The organism is Edaphobacter sp. 4G125, assembly GCF_014274685.1.
Lineage (GTDB): Bacteria > Acidobacteriota > Terriglobia > Terriglobales > Acidobacteriaceae > Edaphobacter.
Map to the genome: position 1 here is coordinate 1,497,101 of NZ_CP060393.1, position 20,423 is coordinate 1,517,523.

At 57.6% G+C, this 20,423-nt stretch carries 13 protein-coding genes; 11 read left to right on the top strand and 2 right to left on the bottom strand.

Features of this window, described 5'->3' with window-relative positions:
• Positions 1-131 precede the first annotated feature (131 nt).
• The 3 genes from murC (at position 132) to ftsA (ending at position 4,198) form a co-directional block, all read left to right on the top strand.
• Positions 132-1,577 carry a UDP-N-acetylmuramate--L-alanine ligase gene (murC, locus tag H7846_RS06180; RefSeq protein ID WP_186695616.1) on the top strand — a complete coding sequence of 482 codons (1,446 nt, stop codon included), beginning with the start codon at positions 132-134 and terminating at the stop codon, positions 1,575-1,577.
• 201 nt (positions 1,578-1,778) lie between these two features.
• Entirely contained in the window at positions 1,779-2,969 is a 1,191-nt protein-coding gene (locus H7846_RS06185) for a cell division protein FtsQ/DivIB (protein WP_186696215.1), read from the top strand.
• Positions 2,966-4,198: a cell division protein FtsA gene (ftsA, locus tag H7846_RS06190; RefSeq protein ID WP_186695617.1), complete on the top strand. Its 1,233-nt coding sequence runs from the start codon at positions 2,966-2,968 to the stop codon at positions 4,196-4,198. The genes H7846_RS06185 and ftsA overlap by 4 nt, the downstream gene beginning before the upstream one ends.
• Here the strand turns inward: ftsA and H7846_RS06195 are convergent.
• The gene (locus H7846_RS06195; protein ID WP_186695618.1) at positions 4,176-4,526 is read right to left on the bottom strand and encodes an antibiotic biosynthesis monooxygenase; all 351 of its coding nucleotides are present in this window, start codon (positions 4,524-4,526) and stop codon (positions 4,176-4,178) included. The two genes, ftsA and H7846_RS06195, sit on opposite strands and share 23 nt — an antisense overlap.
• A gap of 117 nt (positions 4,527-4,643) precedes the next feature.
• Here H7846_RS06195 and H7846_RS06200 point away from each other — a divergent pair, with 117 nt between their 5' ends.
• From H7846_RS06200 to H7846_RS06235, 8 genes are all read left to right on the top strand, one after another.
• Positions 4,644-5,636 carry an aldo/keto reductase gene (locus tag H7846_RS06200; RefSeq protein WP_186695619.1) on the top strand — a complete coding sequence of 331 codons (993 nt, stop codon included), beginning with the start codon at positions 4,644-4,646 and terminating at the stop codon, positions 5,634-5,636.
• Positions 5,637-5,797: 161 nt separating this feature from the next.
• A complete protein-coding gene (gene rplA / locus H7846_RS06205) occupies positions 5,798-6,508 on the top strand; it encodes a 50S ribosomal protein L1 (protein ID WP_186695620.1) in 711 nt (236 codons plus the stop codon).
• Between the two features lie 87 nt (positions 6,509-6,595).
• Entirely contained in the window at positions 6,596-7,264 is a 669-nt protein-coding gene (gene rplJ / locus H7846_RS06210; RefSeq protein ID WP_186695621.1) for a 50S ribosomal protein L10, read from the top strand.
• Positions 7,265-7,396: 132 nt separating this feature from the next.
• Complete coding sequence (gene rplL / locus H7846_RS06215; RefSeq protein ID WP_186695622.1) at positions 7,397-7,774, top strand: 50S ribosomal protein L7/L12; 378 nt, start codon at positions 7,397-7,399, stop codon at positions 7,772-7,774.
• A gap of 604 nt (positions 7,775-8,378) precedes the next feature.
• Positions 8,379-12,851 (top strand): DNA-directed RNA polymerase subunit beta, encoded by a 4,473-nt coding sequence (gene rpoB, locus H7846_RS06220; RefSeq protein ID WP_186695623.1) that lies wholly within the window; start codon positions 8,379-8,381, stop codon positions 12,849-12,851.
• Between the two features lie 179 nt (positions 12,852-13,030).
• On the top strand, positions 13,031-17,221 hold the full coding sequence (gene rpoC, locus H7846_RS06225) for a DNA-directed RNA polymerase subunit beta' (protein ID WP_186695624.1): 4,191 nt from the start codon (positions 13,031-13,033) through the stop codon (positions 17,219-17,221).
• Positions 17,222-17,543: 322 nt separating this feature from the next.
• Complete coding sequence (locus H7846_RS06230) at positions 17,544-18,284, top strand: ROK family protein (RefSeq protein ID WP_255460880.1); 741 nt, start codon at positions 17,544-17,546, stop codon at positions 18,282-18,284.
• 79 nt (positions 18,285-18,363) lie between these two features.
• Positions 18,364-19,881, top strand: a complete 1,518-nt coding sequence (locus H7846_RS06235; RefSeq protein WP_255460881.1) for an ATP-binding protein — start codon at positions 18,364-18,366, stop codon at positions 19,879-19,881.
• Here H7846_RS06235 and H7846_RS06240 read toward each other — a convergent pair.
• The gene (locus H7846_RS06240) at positions 19,878-20,408 is read right to left on the bottom strand and encodes a VOC family protein (RefSeq protein ID WP_186695626.1); all 531 of its coding nucleotides are present in this window, start codon (positions 20,406-20,408) and stop codon (positions 19,878-19,880) included. The genes H7846_RS06235 and H7846_RS06240 overlap by 4 nt on opposite strands.
• Positions 20,409-20,423: the final 15 nt, after the last annotated feature.

Genomic DNA, 20,423 nt, shown 5'->3' on the forward strand with positions numbered 1-20,423 from the left:
TCTACTGTCCCATCTTCTATTTTCTCTTCTATTCCATCTGCTAATTTTCTACTACCCTATCTACGGATTGCAGGCAAAACAGGCATTTTTATCCACGGATTCTGCTCTCCTCGACTGCTAAAGTTGTGAATATGCCGCACACGCCTGCCTCTTCCGCTCCGCTCTTCTTTGCTCCGACGCACCGCATCCACTTTATTGGGATTGGCGGGATTGGGATGAGTGGGATTGCAGAGATTCTACTGACGATGGGATACACCGTCAGCGGGAGCGATCTACGACGCTCGGCGGTGACGGACCGGCTGGTAGGCCTGGGCGCACGGGTCTTCGAGGGACATGCGGCTGCGAATGCTGCCGGAAGCGATGTCGTGGTGACGAGCTCGGCGGTGCGTCCGGATAATCCGGAGGTGCTGGAGGCACGAGCACGGAAGATTCCCGTGATTCAGCGTGCAGAGATGCTGGCAGAGCTGATGCGGCTGAAGTATGGGATTGCAGTCGCAGGGATGCATGGAAAGACCACGACGACGAGCATGGTGGCTTCGGTGCTGGCTGCTGGAGGGCTGGACCCAACGGTTGTGGTGGGTGGACGTGTGAATGCGCTGGACTCGAATGCGCGGCTGGGGAACTCGCAGTACCTTGTGGCCGAGGCGGATGAGAGCGATCGCTCGTTTCTGAAGCTGTCGCCGGTGCTCGCCGTTGTGACCAACCTGGATCGCGAGCACATGGACTGCTATCGCGATATGGCGGATGTGGAGGCAGCGTTTTTGGAATTTATGGACCGGGTTCCGTTTTATGGAGCTTCGATGGCTTGTGTGGACAATCCGCTGCTGCGGTCGGTGCTGCCCAAGGTGAGGCGGCGACTCTACACCTATGGCGAGAGCGAGGATGCGGACTTTCGCGTTAACTCGCTGAAGCGGGATGGAGAGGGATTTTCTCGGTTCGAGGTGATCTATCGCGGAGCGACACTTGGTCCGTTCACGCTACACGTTCCAGGGCGGCATAACGTGTTGAATGCCACAGCGGCGGTGGCGATTGGGGTACAGCTCGGTATGGCTCCGGAGCAGATTGCAGTGGGCCTGGAGAGTTTCCGTGGAGTCGACCGTCGCTTTCAGGTGAAGGGAACGGCACGCGGAGTGACGGTGGTGGACGACTACGGCCACCATCCTACGGAGATTCTCGCTACGCTGAAGGCCGCACGTGAGTGCGACTATGGACGGGTGCTGGTGCTTTTCCAGCCGCATCGTTATACGCGGACCCGCGACCTGATGCAGGAGTTTGCCGGAGCATTCGGCGATGCGGATGTGGTCGAAGTGCTGGATATCTATCCGGCGAGCGAGGCTCCGATCGCGGGGATTACGGGTGACACGCTGGCCCGGTCCATTCAGAGCAAAGGGGTGGAGTATGCAGCGTCCATGGCCGAAGGGGTAGAGCGGCTAGCAAGGCAGGCGCGGGAGGGCGATGTAATCCTGACGCTGGGGGCGGGGAACGTCTCGCAGGCGGCGAGGATGTTGCTGACGGCTCTGGATGAAGGGAAAGAGGATAGCAGAAAGGTGGGAGTAACGGACGAGGTGAGTTCCTGAAAGGGTACAAGGCAAGAAGTTGAGGGATAAGGAACTGGGGTTGCGGGGATATAGTCAGAATGGCGATTCTCGCGGCCCTGCTCGGGTTTGCGAAGTAGCAATGAATCTTCGAGGCATGGAGTTGGGGTGCTGGAGGCGCCAGAGCAGGATCACGTCTCCGAAACAGCCTCGGCTGGTCGAAGAACATCTGCGCCGAAGAGGATGATGGCCCGAGAGTTCACAGATTTTGAGGACGAATTCGACGACGAGCCACTGCCGAGAAGGCAGAGCGGCATTCGTGTGAAGCTGCGTGGGGGCTTACCTCGGTCGCGCGGAGGCAAAATCGCGCTTGTCGCGATTGTTTTAGTCCTGATCGGTCTATGCGGAGCGCTGGCAATGACTGCACGGACTGCGATTCTGCACGATGAGCGCTTCCTGATTCCTTCATCGACTGCGATCGAGACGACTGGCAATACGAATGTGACGCGAGCGCAGTTGGTGGCCCAGTTCGGCGAGGATATCGAGCGAAACATCTTCCGAGTGCCGCTGGAGCAGCGTAAAGCTCAGTTGGAGCAGTTGCCCTGGGTCCAGCAAGCCACAGTGATGCGGCTGCTGCCGAATCGCTTACGGGTGGCTGTAGTGGAACGGACGCCGATCGCGTTTGTGCGGCAGGGAAATCGCATTGGGCTGGTCGATGCCAATGGAATTCTGCTCGATATGCCGTCGAACGCGCAGGGAGCAGTGCACTACTCGTTTCCGGTGGTCACGGGGCTGGTGGCAAGCGATCCGTTGTCGCTGCGGGCCGCTCGCATGAAGCTGTATACGCGATTCACCGGTGAGATGGATGGGGGAGGGGAAAAGATCTCCGAGAAGCTCTCGGAGGTGGACTTGTCGTATCCGGAGGATGTGCGAGCGGTGATTCCGGACAAGAACGGCGAGGTCCTGGTGCATTTCGGAGAGGACAACTTCCTCGATCGATACAGAAAGTTTGAAGACCACCTTGCAGAGTGGAGACAGCAGTATCCGCGTCTGGCCGCGGTGGATATGCGGTATGACCGGCAGGTAGTGCTGGAGATGCAGCCGGGACCATCGGCTCCGGCGACGACCGGCGGACAGCGGGCTCCGGTCGCAGAGAACAAGAAAGCAGTGGCTCCTGCGGTTCCGGCAGCGGCTCCGGCTAAAGCGCCGACGCCGGCGCATTCAGGTGGGGCGGCTGCGAGTCATGCTGCTCCAGCAAAGAAGACAAAAGCAAAACCACCGGTTAAGGGCAAGAAACCGGTGGCGAAGAAGGGCGCTTCCGCGAAGGCGGTGAGAACAAGTGGGGAGTCATTTTGGGTCCATCCGAAACAGCAGTTAACGGCGGTAGCAGGGCAGAGCTCGAATATTCATCCGGCGCAGGCGGTTCATCCATGAAGAATCAGAAGCCAGAGAATCTGATTACGGTGTTGGACGCAGGAAACACGAAGAGCAGCGTGCTGGTGGCAGAGCTGCACGATGGCGTATTGCGTTACCGAGGACACGGCGTGGAGCCGTCCCGAGGAATGCGCAAGGGCCTGATCGCGGAGCTGGGTCCCGCAGCTGAAGCCATCAACCGCGCGGCACTGACGGCTGAGCGATCCGCTAAAGCGGCGATCGAAACCGCTGTTGTAGGCATCGGCGGAACGCATGTGCGCGGAATGAACTCGCGTGGTGGAATCAGCCTGGGAAGCCGAATGCGCGAGATCACGCGCGAAGAGGTCCGAGCCGCCGTTGACCGTGCGCGCAGCGTAGCGTTACCTCCGGACCGCGAGGTGCTCCATCTGTTGCCACAGGAGTTCATTCTGGACGAACAGCCCGGGATTCACGATCCGATTGGCATGGTGGGGAACAAGCTGGAAGTCAACCTTCATCTCTCCACCTGTTCTGGAGGAGCGGCGCAGAGTGTTATCACGTGCGCGAATCGTGCCGGACTTGAAGTGTTGGACACGGTCTTCGAGGGAATTGCGTCGGCGGAGGCGGTACTGGGCGCGGACGAACGCGAACTGGGTGTCTGCGTGGCAGATATCGGTTCGAGTACGACTGAGCTGGCGGTATTCTTTGAAGGCTCGGTAGCGCACACGGCTGTGCTGCCGATTGGCGGAGACCATTTCACCAACGATCTTGCAGTGGGCCTTCACGTCACCGTGGAAGAAGCCGAACATCTGAAGAAGAACTACGGACACTGCGTGGTTACAGCGGTTCCTCAGATGAACGAGATTGAAGTTGGCGGCGATCTGGCAATCTCGGGCGGTCAACCGGCGCGAACGGTACGGCAGCGTTTTCTGGCCGAGATCTTGGAACCGCGGGCCCGCGAACTGTTCACCATGATGCGCGATAACCTGCGTCAGGGAGGCGTGTTGGAGGCGCTGGGAGCAGGTTGTGTGTTTACCGGCGGCGGCTCACTCATGGCGGGTTTGTTGGACAATGCGGAGAGCCTTCTGCGCGTCCCTGCGCGAATCGGATATCCGGTACCGTTGTCGAAGATGCCGGAGGAACTGGTGCGTCCAGAGTTTGCAGCGGTGATTGGGATGCTTCTTTACACTCATCGAACGCAGGTTCGGAGAGCCAGCGAAGAACAAGGACTGAAATCGAAGCTAAAGGCTATTTTTGCAGGGAGCTTTTAGACAAAGTAACGGAACTTTCTAAAGGGGAGCTTGCGGCGACCTGATAGTGATGGGCCAGAAGTTCGACACGACTCAGCAGATGTCGGGCCTCGGGTTCAAAGACAGCAACTTCATACTCAGGACCGGCAAAACGCTTTACAGAGTCAAGCGAATCGAAGAGGTTGATGACGACAAACTCGACTTCTGAGGGCGTATCTTTCCGCAGGACATAACCGCCGCGATAGCCTTTGATCTTGCGAAGGTCAGGGAGGACGGTGGTTTTTAGCAGATGCTCATAGGCATCTGCGTTGTCGGGTTCGGTCCATCCTCTCCAATGTCGCGCAATCATGTGTTTTCCTTTCCCGGAGCGTGTTTTCTGGCGAAGAGCTATGTGTTGCATCTATAGATGATGCGATGTCATCCAATGGAATACATCCTTTCAGATTGAAAATCCGGAGTGCGTGAGATGGAGCAGAGACGGCTTGGCCACGAAGGACCACTGGTGTCGGCGATTGGATTAGGCTGTATGAGCATCGGTATCGCCGATGTCTACACCAGTAGCGTGCAGGATGACGAGAAGGCTGTGGAGTTGATCCATCGCGCACTCGATCTCGGAATCAATTTTCTCGATACAGCGAATATCTATGGCGATTCTGAGTTGAAGGTTGGCAAGGCGCTGCGTGGGTGCCGGAATGAAGTCGTTCTGGCGACGAAGTTCGGGATCGTGATGGGATCCGATCTACACAACCGCGGTGTAGATGGTAGTCCTGAGAGCGTACACCGCAATTGTGACGAATCGTTGAAGCGATTGGGAGTTGATCATATCGATCTTTACTACCTGCATCGTGTCGACCCCCAAGTTCCTATTGAGGAAACCGTGGGGGCAATGGCAGAACTGGTCAAAGCAGGAAAGGTGCGCCATCTGGGGCTTTCGGAGGCTGCTCCGAACACGGTGCGTCGTGCGTACAAGGTCCATCCCATTGCCGCACTACAGAACGAGTACTCGCTGTTTACTCGCGACCCGGAAGAGGAGTTGCTTCCGGTTCTGCGTGAGTTGGGCATTGCTCTTGTGGCATATAGCCCGCTTGGACGTGGGTTTCTCGGGGCCAGATTCCGCAGCGTAGATGATCTTGCTCCAGGAGATTGGAGGCGAGGAAATCCACGTTTCCAGGGAGAGCAGTTTGCACGCAACCTTGCGATTGTTGATCGATTACAGGAAATTGCCGAGGAAAAGCATTGCACCGCCGCGCAGTTGGCGTTGGCCTGGTTGCTTCACCGCAATCCAGATGTGATTCCGATTCCGGGAACCAGTAGCATCGGGCGCTTGGAGGAGAACATTGGAGCGGTGCAAATTTCCTTCAACGACGAAGACTTCAACCGAATCGAAGCGGTGTTGCCGAAAGGGGCGGTTGGAGGAGAGCGGTACGCGCCGGAGATGATGAAGATATTGAATGGTTGATGTACGCGCGATCGAAGACCAATCGCCTGTAATGTGTTATTTTGGTTGACCTGCCCATCTCCTTCTGGCATACTCAAAAGAGCGTCTCAACTCGCCGTTGAGACCAGTCGATAACCACGCCCCGGAGAAGCAGATCCGAGAGGGGTGGGAGATGAGGGAAGATGGCTAGGAAGATTTCGAAGAATCTGGCGAAGGCGCGTGCGTTGGTTGAGCCCCGTCCTTACGTTCTGGCGGATGCGGTTCCGCTGCTCCAGAAAGCAAAATACGCAAAGTTTGATGAGACGGTTGACCTGACGATGCGTCTGGGTGTCGATCCCCGTCATGCGGACCAGATGGTTCGCGGCACGGTGGTTCTACCGCATGGTTTGGGTAAGACCAAGGTTGTGGCTGTTATCGCTTCTGGCGACAAGGTGAAGGACGCGCAGGCCGCTGGCGCCGAGTTTTTCGGTGGTGAAGAGTTGGTCGAGAAGATCCAGAAGGAGAACTGGACGGACTTTGATGCTTTGATCGCGACTCCCGACATGATGAAGTCGGTTGGTCGTCTGGGTAAGGTCCTTGGTCCTAAGGGGCTGATGCCGAATCCGAAGACGGGTACCGTGACCACGAACGTGGCCGATGCGGTCAAGGAGATTAAGGCTGGTAAGGTTGAGTTCCGTACGGACAAGACTGCTCTGGTGCATGTTCCCGTGGGTAAGCTTTCGTTCGATCCGCAGAAGCTGATCGACAATGCGACAACGGTGATCACCAGCGTGGTTAAGGCGAAACCGGCTGCCGCCAAGGGCAAGTACATCAAGGGCGTGACGCTTAGCTCTTCAATGGGCCCTGGAATTCAGCTGGATTATGCGGCGGCCGAGGCTGCTGGAAAGGCGTAATCGCCTCTCTGTTCAGGATTTGGTTGCGATGGCGCAGCCCACAATTTTTAGCTAGCAATAAGGGCTAGCAGTGAAGGCTAGGATTTTATGGCACTGTCCAGATCACAGAAGTCGGATAAGGTAAAGAAGCTCGCGGCGGAGCTTGAAGTTTCGACCTCGGCTATTATCGGTACGTTTACCGGGCTGACGGCGGCGAAGGATTTTGATCTCCGCAAGACGGTTCGCGCGGCGGGTGGCCACTATCACGTGGTGAAGAACAAGCTGGCTGCGAAGTCGGCTGAGGGGACGAAGGTCGAGGAGGCCCTGAAGGGGCTGAAAGGTGTCACTTCGGTGGCGTACACCTCGGGCGATCCGGTTGCGCTGGCCAAAGCTCTCTCAACTTGGGTGAAGGACAATTCAGAGTTCACCTTCAAGTTGGGAATCGTAGACGGCAAGCTGCTCACGGTCCAGGAGCTTGGTGAACTGGCGACGATGCCGGGCAAGGAAGAGATCTTTGCCAAGCTGTTGTTCCTGATCAATGCTCCGGCGCAGCGTCTTGCGACGGTCATCAATGCCACTGGACGCGACCTGGCGGTTGTGATCAACCAGGGTGTTGAAAAGGGTAAGTTTACAGGTGCGGCTCCTGTGGCTTCGATTGCAGCGGCCCACGCCGAGGAATCGTCGGCAGGTGAGCAGCCTTCCGGTGCGGCTCAGCCGGAGAATGCGACGGCATCTCAGGCGGGCGAGGCGGCGACCACGGCTCCTGTCGAGGGATAAAGAAGTTTCGTTCCACCCTTTGGGTGCGTCATGTCTGGGCGCAACGGAAACCTGAAAGGCGGGACAACCGGGGCGAAGCGAGCTTCGGAGAATCATCGGTAACACAAAGTTCAGAAGTATTGGAGAAGAAAAATGGCGGATATTCAGCAGTTGGAAGATCAGATTGTTAGCCTGAGCCTGCTTGAGGCATCGGCTCTGGTGAAGAAGCTCGAAGAGCGTCTTGGCGTCTCGGCGGCAGCGGCAGCGGTTGCTGTTGCTCCGGCAGCGGGCGGCGGTGCGGCGGCTCCGGCAGCCGAGGAAAAGACCGAGTTCACCGTGATCCTCAAGGATGCGGGCGCGAACAAGATCAACACGATCAAGGCTGTACGCGAAGTCACCAGCCTGGGCCTCAAGGAAGCCAAGGACCTGGTCGATGGCGCTCCCAAGCCCTTGAAGGAGAACGTCTCGAAGGACGATGCAGCGGCGATTGCCAAGAAATTCGAAGGCGTTGCCACCGTCGAGATCAAGTAACTTTACCCCAGTTGCACGGCCGGGCGGAACGAGTTATTCTTGAAGAGAAGCTTCGTTCCGCCTTGCTGTGTTCTGCTGGCGGACGTGCGGAAGATACGGCGGTATTCCGGTCCATCCTCCTTTTTGGGAGGCTAAGGGGCCGGCCATTATGCGTCTCAAGCGGCGGATGCGCATAGTGAAACGGCATTAGGCGGACGGCAGCAGATTTTGGGGCAGGCGAGCCTCAAATGGCGGCGGAAATTTCTATTAATACGATCGAAATAGTGCACAAGTCGACCTTTGCGCTCGTGGGACACGCTGTCTCTGCGAGCGCTTTGCCGCGTCTCTGATGGATGCCTCCTCTGGGGAGCAGTTTGAAGCGTGGATGCACGAGATGTTGTGAGAGTTTTGAAGATTTTGAATTTTTCAGAGCCAATGCGCCGTAGTTGAGGCCAGCAGGATATTTTGCGCGCGGGTGAGTTGGGAATCGAGGACCGACAAAACCCGAAGAGAGATAGGCGCAACAGAAGCAACCAGGAGAGTCAGGACCGGGGCTCTCCCCCTTTGAGGACGGTACAAAACGTCTTTCCGAGGGTCCTCGAAGGTACTGATTCAGGGAGAGAGCATGTCCAGCGAAATGCGCGCGATCCGCAGTCGTCTTGATTTTTCGAAGATTCCAACCGCAATTGAAATTCCCAACCTCATCGAGGTCCAGCGCCGCAGCTATGAGCGCTTCCTGCAGATGGACAAGCTGCCGCAGGAGCGTGAAGATAACGGTCTGCAGTCAGTTTTTACCTCAGTCTTCCCGATCACTGATTTTCGCAATGTGAGTGAGCTTGAGTTTGTCGATTATTCCATCGGCAACTGGGAGTGCAAGTGCGGCTACCTCAAGGGGTTGAATCACCTGCGCACGGCCTGCACCCACTGCGGCCACATGGTGATTACTGACCCGTTCCACCCAGGCGATGTGCTTTGCAACTTCTGCGGAACGTACAACAAGAACACCCCAGACTTCTGCACCAAGTGCGGCGATCCGGTCGGTCTGCAGTTGAAGTACGACCAGGCAGAGTGCGAAGAGCGCGGCATGACCTATTCGGCCCCGCTGAAGGTGACGATCCGCCTGAAGATTTATGACAAGGACCCGGAGACGGGCACGAAGACCCTGCGCGACATGAAAGAGCAAGAGGTCTTTTTTGGCGACATTCCGCTGATGTCGGCCAACGGAACGTTCATCGTTAACGGCACCGAGCGTGTCATTGTGTCGCAGTTGCACCGCTCGCCCGGCGTCTTTTTCGAGACGGCCAACAACCGCACCTACTTTCTCGGCAAGATCATTCCGTACCGTGGCAGCTGGGTTGAGTTTGAATACGACCAGAAAAACACCCTTTACGTCCGCATCGACCGCAAGCGCAAGTTCCTGGGAACGATCTTCCTACGCGCCCTCGGTCTGCGCACGGACGAAGAGATTCTGAAGACCTTCTACACGGTCGATACCATCAACGTGAAGGACGGCAAGCTGAGCTGGAAGGTCGTCGCCGAAGGCACCCCGACGAATCTGCAGGGAACGCGCCCTGCTGCTGCCATCACGATCAAGGGGGAGGAGGTTGCTCCTGCGACTCGCAAGATTTCGGCTCACTCGTTGAAGGCTCTCCGTGCTGCGAAGGTCGAGGCGGTTGAGGTCGAGACGAGCGAGTTCGACGGCGCGATGACGGCCGCCGATGTTGTGGATCTGACCACTGGCGAGCTGCTCTATGAGGCGAACCAGGAGCTGACTGCCGACAAACTACACAAGATTCAGCAGTCGGGAGTCACCAGCTTCGAGGTCTTCTTCCCCGAGCGCGACGACGTGGGCAACATCATCACGAACACGCTGCGTCGTGACTCCGTTCGTAAGCCGGAAGAGGCCCTGATCGAGATCTACCGCAAGCTGCGTCCGGGTGATCCCCCGACCCTCGATACGGCGACCGCGCTCTTCGAGGGCATGTTCTTCGATCCGCGTAAGTACGATTTCTCGCGCGTCGGTCGTCTGAAGTTCAACATCAAGTTGTACGAGAATGCCGAAGCTACCGGACTGGATCACCGTACGCTGACCCCGGATGATTTCTACGGCACGATCAAGTACCTGCTGAAGCTGCGCAAGAATATTGGTGTGGTCGACGATATCGATCACCTCGGCAACCGTCGCGTCCGCGCTGTCGGTGAGCTGATGGAGAACCAGTTCCGTATCGGCCTGGTCCGTATGGAGCGTGCCATCAAGGAAAAGATGAGCGTGTATCAGGAGATGTCGACGGCGATGCCGCACGACCTGATCAACGCGAAGCCGGTGATGGCCGCGATCCGTGAGTTCTTTGGAAGCTCGCAGCTTTCGCAGTTCATGGACCAGACGAACCCGCTCTCGGAGATTACGCACAAGCGTCGTCTCTCGGCCCTTGGGCCGGGCGGTCTGTCGCGCGAGCGCGCGGGCTTTGAAGTCCGCGACGTGCACCCGACGCACTATGGTCGTATCTGCCCGATCGAGACCCCGGAAGGTCCGAACATCGGTCTGATCTCCTCACTGAGCTGCTTTGCCCGCATCAACGAGTACGGCTTCATCGAGTCTCCTTACCGCCGTGTTAAGGAAGGCCGGGTACTCGACTACGTGCAGGTGACCAATGCTGGTGAGAGCGGTCTTCGCCAGGGCGACTACCTCGAGATCAACGAGGCGAAGAAGATCAACGACCAGCTGAAGAAGGACAAGAAGCGCTCGATGGAGGTTTCACCCTTCAGCTTCTACCTGTCGGCTTGGGAAGAGGACCGTCATACGATTGCACAGGCGAACATCGAGCTCGACGAGAAGCAGAACATCGTTCAGAACATCGTCGACGCCCGTCGCCAGGGCAACTTCGTTCTCGTGAATAAGTCTGAGGTTGATTACGTCGACGTTTCGCCGAAGCAGCTGGTTTCGGTCGCTGCCTCGCTGGTTCCGTTCCTCGAGCACGACGACGCGAACCGCGCTCTGATGGGTGCGAACATGCAGCGCCAGTCGGTTCCGCTGCTGGTTTCCGAGGCTCCATTTGTCGGAACCGGTATGGAAGGCGTCACGGCACGCGATTCCGGCGCCGTCATTCTGGCCAAGCGTAATGGCATCGTGGACTCGGTCGACTCTGAGCGCATCATCGTCCGCGTGGAAGGCGAGCATCACCCGACGCAGCTGTCGCGTGAGGTTGGTTCGGACATCTACCAGTTGACGAAGTTCAAGCGCTCGAACCAGAACACCTGCATCAACCAGAAGCCGGTAGTCCGCAAGGGCGACCGCGTGCTGAAGGGGCAGGTCATCGCTGACGGTCCGTGCACGGAGCAGGGCGAACTTGGTCTCGGTCGTAACGTGCTGGTGGCCTTCATGCCATGGCGCGGATACAACTTCGAGGACGCGATCCTGATCTCGGAGAAGCTGGTCCGCGAGGACTACTACACCTCGATCCACATCGAGGAGTTCGAGATCGAGGCCCGCGACACCAAGCTGGGACCAGAAGAGATTACGCGCGATATTCCGAACGTCTCCGAGCACGCTCTGCGTGATCTGGATGAGTCGGGCATCATCCGTATCGGCGCCAAGATCAGCCACAACGATATCCTCGTTGGCAAGGTGACGCCGAAGGGCGAGACGCAGCTTACTCCTGAAGAGAAACTGCTGCGCGCCATCTTTGGTGAGAAGGCCGGCGACGTTCGTGACGCCTCACTGACGTGCCCTCCAGGAATCGAGGGAACGGTTGTCGACGTCCGTATCTTCTCCCGCAAGGGACAGGAGAAGGACGAGCGCGCCAAGCAGATCGAGACGGAGCAGATCGAGAAGCTCGAGCGCAACCTTGCCGATGAGATCCGTATTCTTACCGACGAGCGTCTGAAGCGGTTGGAAGCCATTCTGGGCGGTAAGGAAGTCCAGGCCGATCTGCACGACGAGCGCACCAATAAGAAACTGCTCTCGAAGGGCGAGATCCTGAATCGCGACACGATCGAGCTGATCTCGACGCGTAACCTGAAGCGTATTCGTTATGCTGACAAGGACCCGCGTGTCAACGAGCAGATTGATGAGATCGAAGAGATGACCTCGCGTCAGATCGACGTTCTGCGCAAGATCACCAACGAAAAGATCACCAAGATGGGCAAAGGCGATGAGCTTGCGCCTGGCGTGATCAAGATGGTGAAGGTCTATATCGCGATGAAGCGTAAGCTTTCGGTCGGCGACAAGATGGCCGGACGCCACGGGAACAAGGGTGTTATCGCCCGCATTCTGCCTGAGGAGGATATGCCGTACCTTCCGGATGGAACGCCGGTCGAGATCGTCCTGAACCCGCTGGGTGTGCCTTCGCGTATGAACGTGGGACAGATTCTCGAGACGCATCTTGGCTGGGCCGCGCATGAACTGGGCCAGCAGGTTGCTGAGGCTGCTGCGAAGATGCAGTCTGCCAACGAGGTCCGCGAGCTCTTCAAGGCGCGCTTCGCAGGAACAGCAGCTCTCAACCAGCTTCTTAAGCTGGACGACGAACAGACTCTGCGCGTCGCCGCCGGCATGAAGCGCGGTATCTGGTTTGGAACGGCAGTCTTCGACGGCGCCCGTGAGAACGAGATCAAAGCGTTGCTTGGAGCTGCTGGTCTTCCGACCTCGGGTAAGAGCCTTCTGTTCGATGGCATGACGGGCGATCAGTTCGAGCAGCCCGCCACGGTCGGCTACATCTATATGCTCAAGCTCTCGCACCTGGTCGACGACAAGATCCACGCTCGCTCGATCGGACCGTACTCGCTGATTACACAGCAGCCGCTGGGTGGTAAGGCGCAGTTCGGCGGACAGCGCTTCGGTGAGATGGAAGTCTGGGCGCTGGAAGCCTACGGCGCAGCTTACATCCTTCAGGAGCTGCTTACCGCGAAGTCTGACGACGTTTATGGCCGTACGAAGATCTACGAGGCCATCGTCAAGGGCGAGGCTGCGATTGAGCCTGGTGTGCCGGAGTCGTTCAACGTGCTGATTCGCGAGTTGCAGTCCCTCTGCCTTGACGTTGAACTTGTCAAGCAGGGCGAGCAAAAAAAGCAGCCGCAGCCCGCAATCGCCGCAGCCGACTAACGATCGCTTCCGCGGTCAGGTCTTCGATCGAAGACCTGGCCGGTCAGGAAGCAGAGAAGAGATTGAAGAAGTAGCAGCGACGAAGTTGAGGTCGCTGAAGTAGAGATAGCAGCAGTAACAGGCAGTGAGGCAAAGGCTAACGACCGGAAGCCAAGAGCTGCATACGGAGAGACAAAAATATGTTCCGCTCCAGCCCATTTGAACTGACCAGCCCGATCGCTGACTTCGACGCGATTAAGATTCAACTTGCCAGCCCGGAGAAGATTCGCAGCTGGTCGCACGGCGAGGTCACGAAACCCGAAACCATCAACTACCGCACCTTCAAGCCGGAGCGTGACGGCCTGTTCTGTGCCCGCATCTTTGGTCCTATTACGGACTGGGAGTGCCTCTGCGGCAAGTACAAGCGCATGAAGCATCGCGGAGTGATTTGCGATAAGTGCGGAGTTGAGGTCACACTGTCCAAGGTTCGCCGCGAGCGCCTTGGCCACATCGAGCTGGCCAGCCCCTGCTCGCATGTGTGGTTCTTTAAGGGCCTGCCTTCGCGTATCGGTCACCTGCTGGACATCTCGTTGCGCGAACTTGAGGCTGTGCTCTACTTCGAGAGCTACGTTGTCGTCGATCCAGGCGACGCTCCGGTGAAGGAGCGCGAGATCATCAAGGACGAGAACCGCTTCCGCGAGCTCGACCAGCAGTATCGCCCCACGGGTTTCCGCGCCATGATGGGTGCCGAGGCAATCAAGGAGCTGCTCAAGCGCGTCGATGTCGCTGAGCTGGCGACCGAGCTGCGTGAGCGCATGAAGCAGGAGTCGTCGCTTCAGAAGAAGCTCAAGTACTCCAAGCGTCTGAAGATCGTTGAGGCCTTCCGTAAGTCTGACAACAAGCCGGAGTGGATGATTCTCGATGTGATCCCGGTTATTCCGCCTGAGCTTCGTCCTCTGGTGCCGCTGGATGGCGGACGCTTTGCGACTTCGGACCTGAACGATCTGTATCGCCGCGTAATCAACCGTAACAACCGCCTCAAGAAACTCATGGACCTCCATGCGCCTGAGGTCATCGTGCGCAACGAAAAGCGCATGCTGCAGGAGGCCGTCGATGCTCTGTTCGACAATGGCCGCCGTGGCCGCGTGCTGCGCGGTGCGAACAACCGTCCTCTGAAGTCGCTCTCCGACACCCTCAAGGGCAAGCAGGGCCGCTTCCGTCAGAACCTGCTCGGTAAGCGCGTGGACTACTCGGGCCGTTCCGTAATCGTCGTCGGTCCAGAACTGAAGCTGCATCAGTGCGGTCTTCCCAAGAAGATGGCGCTCGAGCTCTTCAAGCCCTTCATCTATCACCGTCTTGAGCAGACCGGTCACTGCACGACCATCAAGCAGGCCAAGGAGATGGTGGAGCTGCAGGAGCCCATTGTGTGGGACATCCTTGAAGAGGTCATCAAAGACCACCCAGTTCTGCTGAACCGCGCTCCGACGCTGCACCGCCTCGGCATTCAGGCCTTTGAGCCTGTGCTGGTGGAAGGTAAGGCGATCAAGATTCACCCGCTGGTCTGCACCGCCTTCAACGCGGACTTCGATGGCGACCAGATGGCTGTGCACATCCCGCTCTCGCCTGAAGCACAGATCGAGGCCAGCGTGCTGATGCTCGCTTCGCACAACATTCTCTCGCCTGCCAGCGGTCACCCGATCACGGTTCCGACGCAGGACATGGTGCTTGGCCTCTACTATCTGACCAAGTCCAAGGTGAATGCGAAGGGTGAAGGACGTGTCTTCGCGAACATTGAAGAAGTGCTGATGGCTCTCGAAGCCGGACAGGTAGAGACGCTGACGCCAATTCGTCTGCGCTACACCGGACATGTGCTCGACATGACAACGGCCTACGATGATCAGGACATCCTGCACACCGAGCCGGTTGAATTCAACAAGCAGTACGTCAATACCACGGTAGGTCGCGCCATTCTGAACGACGCTCTTCCCGAAGGCATTCCGTACATCAACGGTCTGCTCAAGAAGAAGGGAATCGGTCAGCTGGTCAACTACTGCTACCTGAACCTCGGTCTCGAATCGACGGTCAAGACACTCGACAGGATCAAGGACCTTGGCTTCCGTTATGCGACGCGTTCTGGTCTGTCGGTCGGTCTGGACGACATGGTCATCCCGGAGTCGAAGTACACCACCGTTGCCGAGGCTGAAAAGCAGGTCATCAACGTGCAGCAGCAGTACCTCGATGGTGCGATCACCAACGGTGAGCGGAACAACAAGGTCATCCAGATGTGGTCCGGTATCACCGAAAAGGTTGCCGATGAGATGTTCGGCAACATGAAGAAGGCGGACAAGGAAGGAGCCATGAATCCGATCTACATCATGGCCGACTCCGGCGCCCGTGGTTCGAAACAGCAGATCCGTCAGCTTTCGGGTATGCGCGGTTTGATGGCCAAGCCCTCGGGCGAAATCATCGAAACTCCCATCACGGCGAACTTCCGTGAAGGACTTACCGTGCTGCAGTACTTCATCTCGACGCACGGAGCCCGTAAAGGTCTGGCCGATACCGCTCTCAAGACCGCGGACTCGGGCTACCTCACACGCCGTCTGGTCGACGTTGCACAGGATGTCATTATCTCGCAGCACGATTGCGGCACCGTGGAAGGCATCTACGTGACGCCGATCATCGAAGCTGGTGAGACTATCGAGCCTCTGCGCGACCGCATCATCGGCCGCGTCTCGCTTGAGCGTCTCAAGGACTTCGAAGGCAACGTTATCGTCGACGTCAACCAGGAGATCGACGAAGATCTGGCCAGCGCGATCCAGGCTGCCGGTATCGAGCGCGTCAAGATCCGCTCTGTGCTCACCTGCGAGTCCAAGCGCGGCGCCTGCATCCTCTGCTACGGCCGTAACCTCGGCTCCGGCAAGATGGTTGAGATGGGCGAAGCCGTCGGCGTTATTGCGGCACAGTCCATCGGCGAGCCCGGAACGCAGCTCACCATGCGTACCTTCCACATCGGTGGTACGGCGTCCCGCGTCTCTGACACCTCGCACATCGAAGCGAAGAATGCTGGAACTGTTCGCTTCATCAACCTCGTCACCGTTCGTTCCAAGACGGGCGACCTGGTTGCGATGAATCGCAATGGCTCCGTCGCGATCGTCGACGAGAAGGGACGCGAGAAAGAGCGCTACGCTATCGTCTACGGTGCCAAGCTCAAGATCGAGGACGGCGCAACCGTTGCTCTCGGCGATCGTCTCGGCGAGTGGGATCCTTACACCTTCTCCATCCTTACGGAGATTGCAGGAACGGTCCAGTTCAAGGATCTGCAGGAGGGTGTCACCCTGCACGAAGAGATCGACGAGGTCACCGGCCTCTCGCGTCTCGTCGTCGCGGATTCGCCTGACGAGAAACGTCAACCAACCATCGTCATCAAGTCCGCGCAGGGCAACAAGCGCTACCTGATGCCGAGCCGCGCTCACCTGATGGTGGCCGATGGCGACGAGCTTTCTCCTGGCGATGTGCTGGCGAAGATCCCGCGCGAGACGACCCGCACCAAGGACATCACCGGCGGTCTGCCGAGGGTTGTCGAGCTCTTCGAGGCCCGCAAGCCGCGTGATCCGGCAATCATCTCGAAGATCGATGGTGTCGTTCGCTTCGGCGATGTCTCCAAGGGGCAACGTAAGGTCTACGTCACTGCCGACAACGGACAGGAAGAGGAGTACAGCGTACCGCGTGGCGTCTACGTCAACGTGCAGGAAGGCGAACGCCTTCGTGCCGGTGATGCGCTCATCGACGGTCCGCGTAACCCGCACGACATTCTTGAGGTGCTCGGTGAGCGCGCATTGCAGCAGTACCTGGTCAACGAGATCCAGGAAGTCTACCGTCTGCAGGGTGTGGCTATCTCCGACAAGCACATCGAGACGATCGTTCGGCAGATGCTTCGCTGGGTCAAGATCGAAGAGGTGGGCGATACCAACTTCCTCATCGACCAGCAGACCGACCGGTTCCGCTTCAACGAAGAGAACCAGCGCGTGCTGATGAACGGTGGCAAGCCGGCGATTGGCCGCTCGCTTTTGCTCGGCATCACCAAGGCGTCGCTGTCGACCGACAGCTTCATCTCGGCTGCCAGCTTCCAGGAGACGACGCGTGTTCTCACCGAGGCCTCGATCAACGGCGCGGTCGATACGCTGCGCGGTCTCAAGGAGAACGTCATCGTCGGACGCCTCATCCCCGCCGGTACCGGCATGGAGTACTACCGCAACGTCCAGCTCAGCCCAGAGCTGGAGGAAGTGGCAGCTCAGGTCCAGGCCGAGGTCCAGGAAGCGCACGACGCCGAAGAGCGCGAGCTCGAAGCGATGCGCATGGAAGGCGAGCAGGAAGAGATGGCCGCCGAGTAGGACTAGCTGTTGAGGCATACACGCCTAGCGGCGCAAAACTAAGGGTGGACTCGAATGAGTCCGCCCTTTTTATTGTTATCGTTATTATTTTCGTCATGAACGGCCAAATTTGGGGAGCTGTTGTTGCCGACGCCGGGCATGGGAAAAGAAGAATACGATTGTCAATGACTTTATTTTTAAGAATAAACCCACATTATTTTCAATAATTTGTGAGGAATATTTATTCCCTTCTATATCGATCGAAGAATCCATATTTTGGATGAAGCTGACCGTAAACGATGGCTGCTTTCATTGTTGCGAGAGAGGAGTGGTCTCTGCCTGTATGCTTTTCTCCATGAAAAATGTTCTCGTCATCGACATCGGCGGCACTCACATCAAGGTGGCATCCAACACGCAGCGAACTCCGCTGAAGATTCCTTCGGGCCCGACGATGACTGCGAACCAGATGGCGGAACAGGTCATTCTTGGAACAAAGGGATGGAATTACGACTGTATTTCTATCGGCTATCCTGGGCCGGTTGTGGATGATCATCCCTTAGGAGAGCCCCATAATCTTGCTCCCGGATGGATCGACTTTCCTTATCAGAAGGCGTTCAAAAAACCGATTCGATTTATCAACGACGCGGCGATGCAGGCTTTGGGAGGATATCGCGGTGGGCGGATGCTCTTTCTGGGCATCGGAACCGGGCTTGGCTCAGCAATGATTCTTGAGGGAATCGTGGTCCCACTGGAGCTGGCTCATCTTCCGTATCGGAGAGGCAAAACCTACGAGGAGTATCTTGGCCTGGAAGGGCTGGAGCTCCGCGGAAAGAAACGGTGGCGCAAGTCAGTCCTGGATGTTGTCGAACGGCTGATGGCGGGGCTGGTTTGCGAGTATGTTCTTCTGGGCGGCGGGAATGCGAAGCTGATGAAGCGTTTACCACCTCACGTTGTGTTGGGCGCCAACAGCAATGCGATTGAGGGCGGCATTCGGCTTTGGCAGAGTGCAGAGGAGAGGAATATTATCCGGGTGCCGAAACAGGACATTCCTGTCCGGCCCAATTTGGGCCAGAGACGACACTAGAAGTAACTGGACGAGTCTTCGTGCCGAAATTCGGGCTGCTCTTTCGGTAATTGAGACTTCTGTTTTAATCAGAGATAGCTTGTCGATAAGAGGAGTTTGTATCGCTACGCCCTCCATTCCCGATCTCTCGGCTGTATTGCAGAACACGACTGCGCCGGTGGCTGCCGCACCGGCAACCCCGACTGCAGTTGAGGAGGTTGTTGCAGCGCTCAAAACGATTCCTGCGCTTGAAGGGTTGACTGATCCGGAGTATCGCTGGTTTGCGCATCACAGCACAGAGCGCGTAGGGCCCGATGGCGCTCTCATCTTTCGTGAGGATGAGCCGTGCTTCCACATGATCATCATTCTGCGTGGCGAGGTGATGGCGCAGCGGCGCAAGTCTGGCCCGGTAGCGCGTTTTGTCGGACGGACTTCACGAGTGACCGGCAAACTCCCTTTTTCACGCATGAAGGCCTGGGGAGCAGACGGCAGTAGCGTCGGCCCGGTCTGGGTGCTGGACATCCATGAAGATCTTTTTAACGAGATGTTGCAGGTAATTCCTTCGATGACGCAGCGGTGCGTCGCTCTTTTGCTGGATCGTGTCCGGGATTTCACGCGTATGGACGAACAGGCAGAGAAGTTGATTGCGTTGGGCAAGTTGGCGGCGAATCTTTCGCATGAGCTTAACAATCCGGCGTCAGCGGCGCAGCGTTCCGCCACGAGCCTGTCAGCAGAGCTACGCAATGCCGATGAAGCTAAGTACCGGCTTGGCCTCTTGTTTCGTTCTGAAGAGGAACTGGAGCAGTACAACACCTGGGCCCGGCAGGCGAGAGAGTATACCCGCGCATGTGCAGGGTATTCTCCCATCCCAAGAAGCCCACTCGAAGCTAGCGATTATGAGCAGGAGATCGTACGCTGGCTGGAAGAGCATCAGGTTGCGTCGGCATGGAGCATTGCGCCTACGCTGGCCGAGAGCCGCCTTCCCGTAAAGATGCTGGATGCTTTAGCGGAAATGCTAAGTTCTGAGAAGCTTTCATCTGCAATTGGTACGTTCGCCAGCTCGCTTCGTGTGGAGCGCATGGCCGATACCGTCGTCGATTCCAGCGACCGTATCTTTGAGCTGATCAGTGCGATTCGAGGCTACTCCTTTATGGACCAGGCGCCGGTGCAGGATATCGATCTGCGTCAATCGATTGAGAATACGCTGGCGATGTTCCGCTCGAGAACAGGAAGGGTCGAGATTCATGTGGAGTCGGAACCGAGCCTTCCTGCCGTGAGCGCCTATGGGAGCGAGCTGAACCAGGTATGGTCGGCCTTGATTGAGAATGCCTTGGATGCGATGCATGATCATGGCATTTTGACGATCTCGATCCGGGTGACCGGGCAGACGGCGATTGTAGAGATTCGCGACAACGGTTCCGGCATTTCGGAGACGATTCAATCCCGCATCTTCGAGCCCTTCTTTACGACGAAGCCAATGGGGACTGCGATGGGGCTTGGCCTCGATACCGTGCAGCGAATCGTCAATAAGCACTCCGGTTCTGTCGCGGTCGATTCCAAACCACACGCCACCTGCTTTCAGGTTCGCATCCCGATCAATCGGCTGCGAGCGTATTAGAGGTGCGAAGAAGAGTTGTCGGCAGGCCCAATCTTTTCGGACTGTAGCTCTGCAAACAGCGATTTCAGGTCGAGAGGCCGGGTGTACATGGCAAGATCGCCATTCGCGTCGCGAGGCCATTCCTCCTGAGGCTTGTCCCAATAGAGCTCGACGCCGTTGCCGTCAGGATCGCGGAGATAGAGCGCTTCGCTGACGCCATGGTTGGCGGCCCCTTCAAGCGAGATGCCGGCATGGAGAAGACGTCGCAGGGCATCGGCCAATGCAGCACGCGTGGGATAGAGTAAGGCAAGGTGGTACAGGCCCGTTGTTCCAGGAGCAGGAGGTTGCCCACCGAGGCTCTCCCAGGTATTGAGAGCGATGTGATGGTGATATCCGCCGGCGGAGAGAAATGCAGCAGAGTGTCCAAACTGCTGAGTGACCTCGAAGCCCAGAACGCCATGATAGAAGTCGAGAGCGCGATCGAGGTTCGCGACCTTTAGGTGGACATGCCCCATTTTGACCTGGGGATGGATGGCGGGCTGGCTCATACCGAATTAGATGAT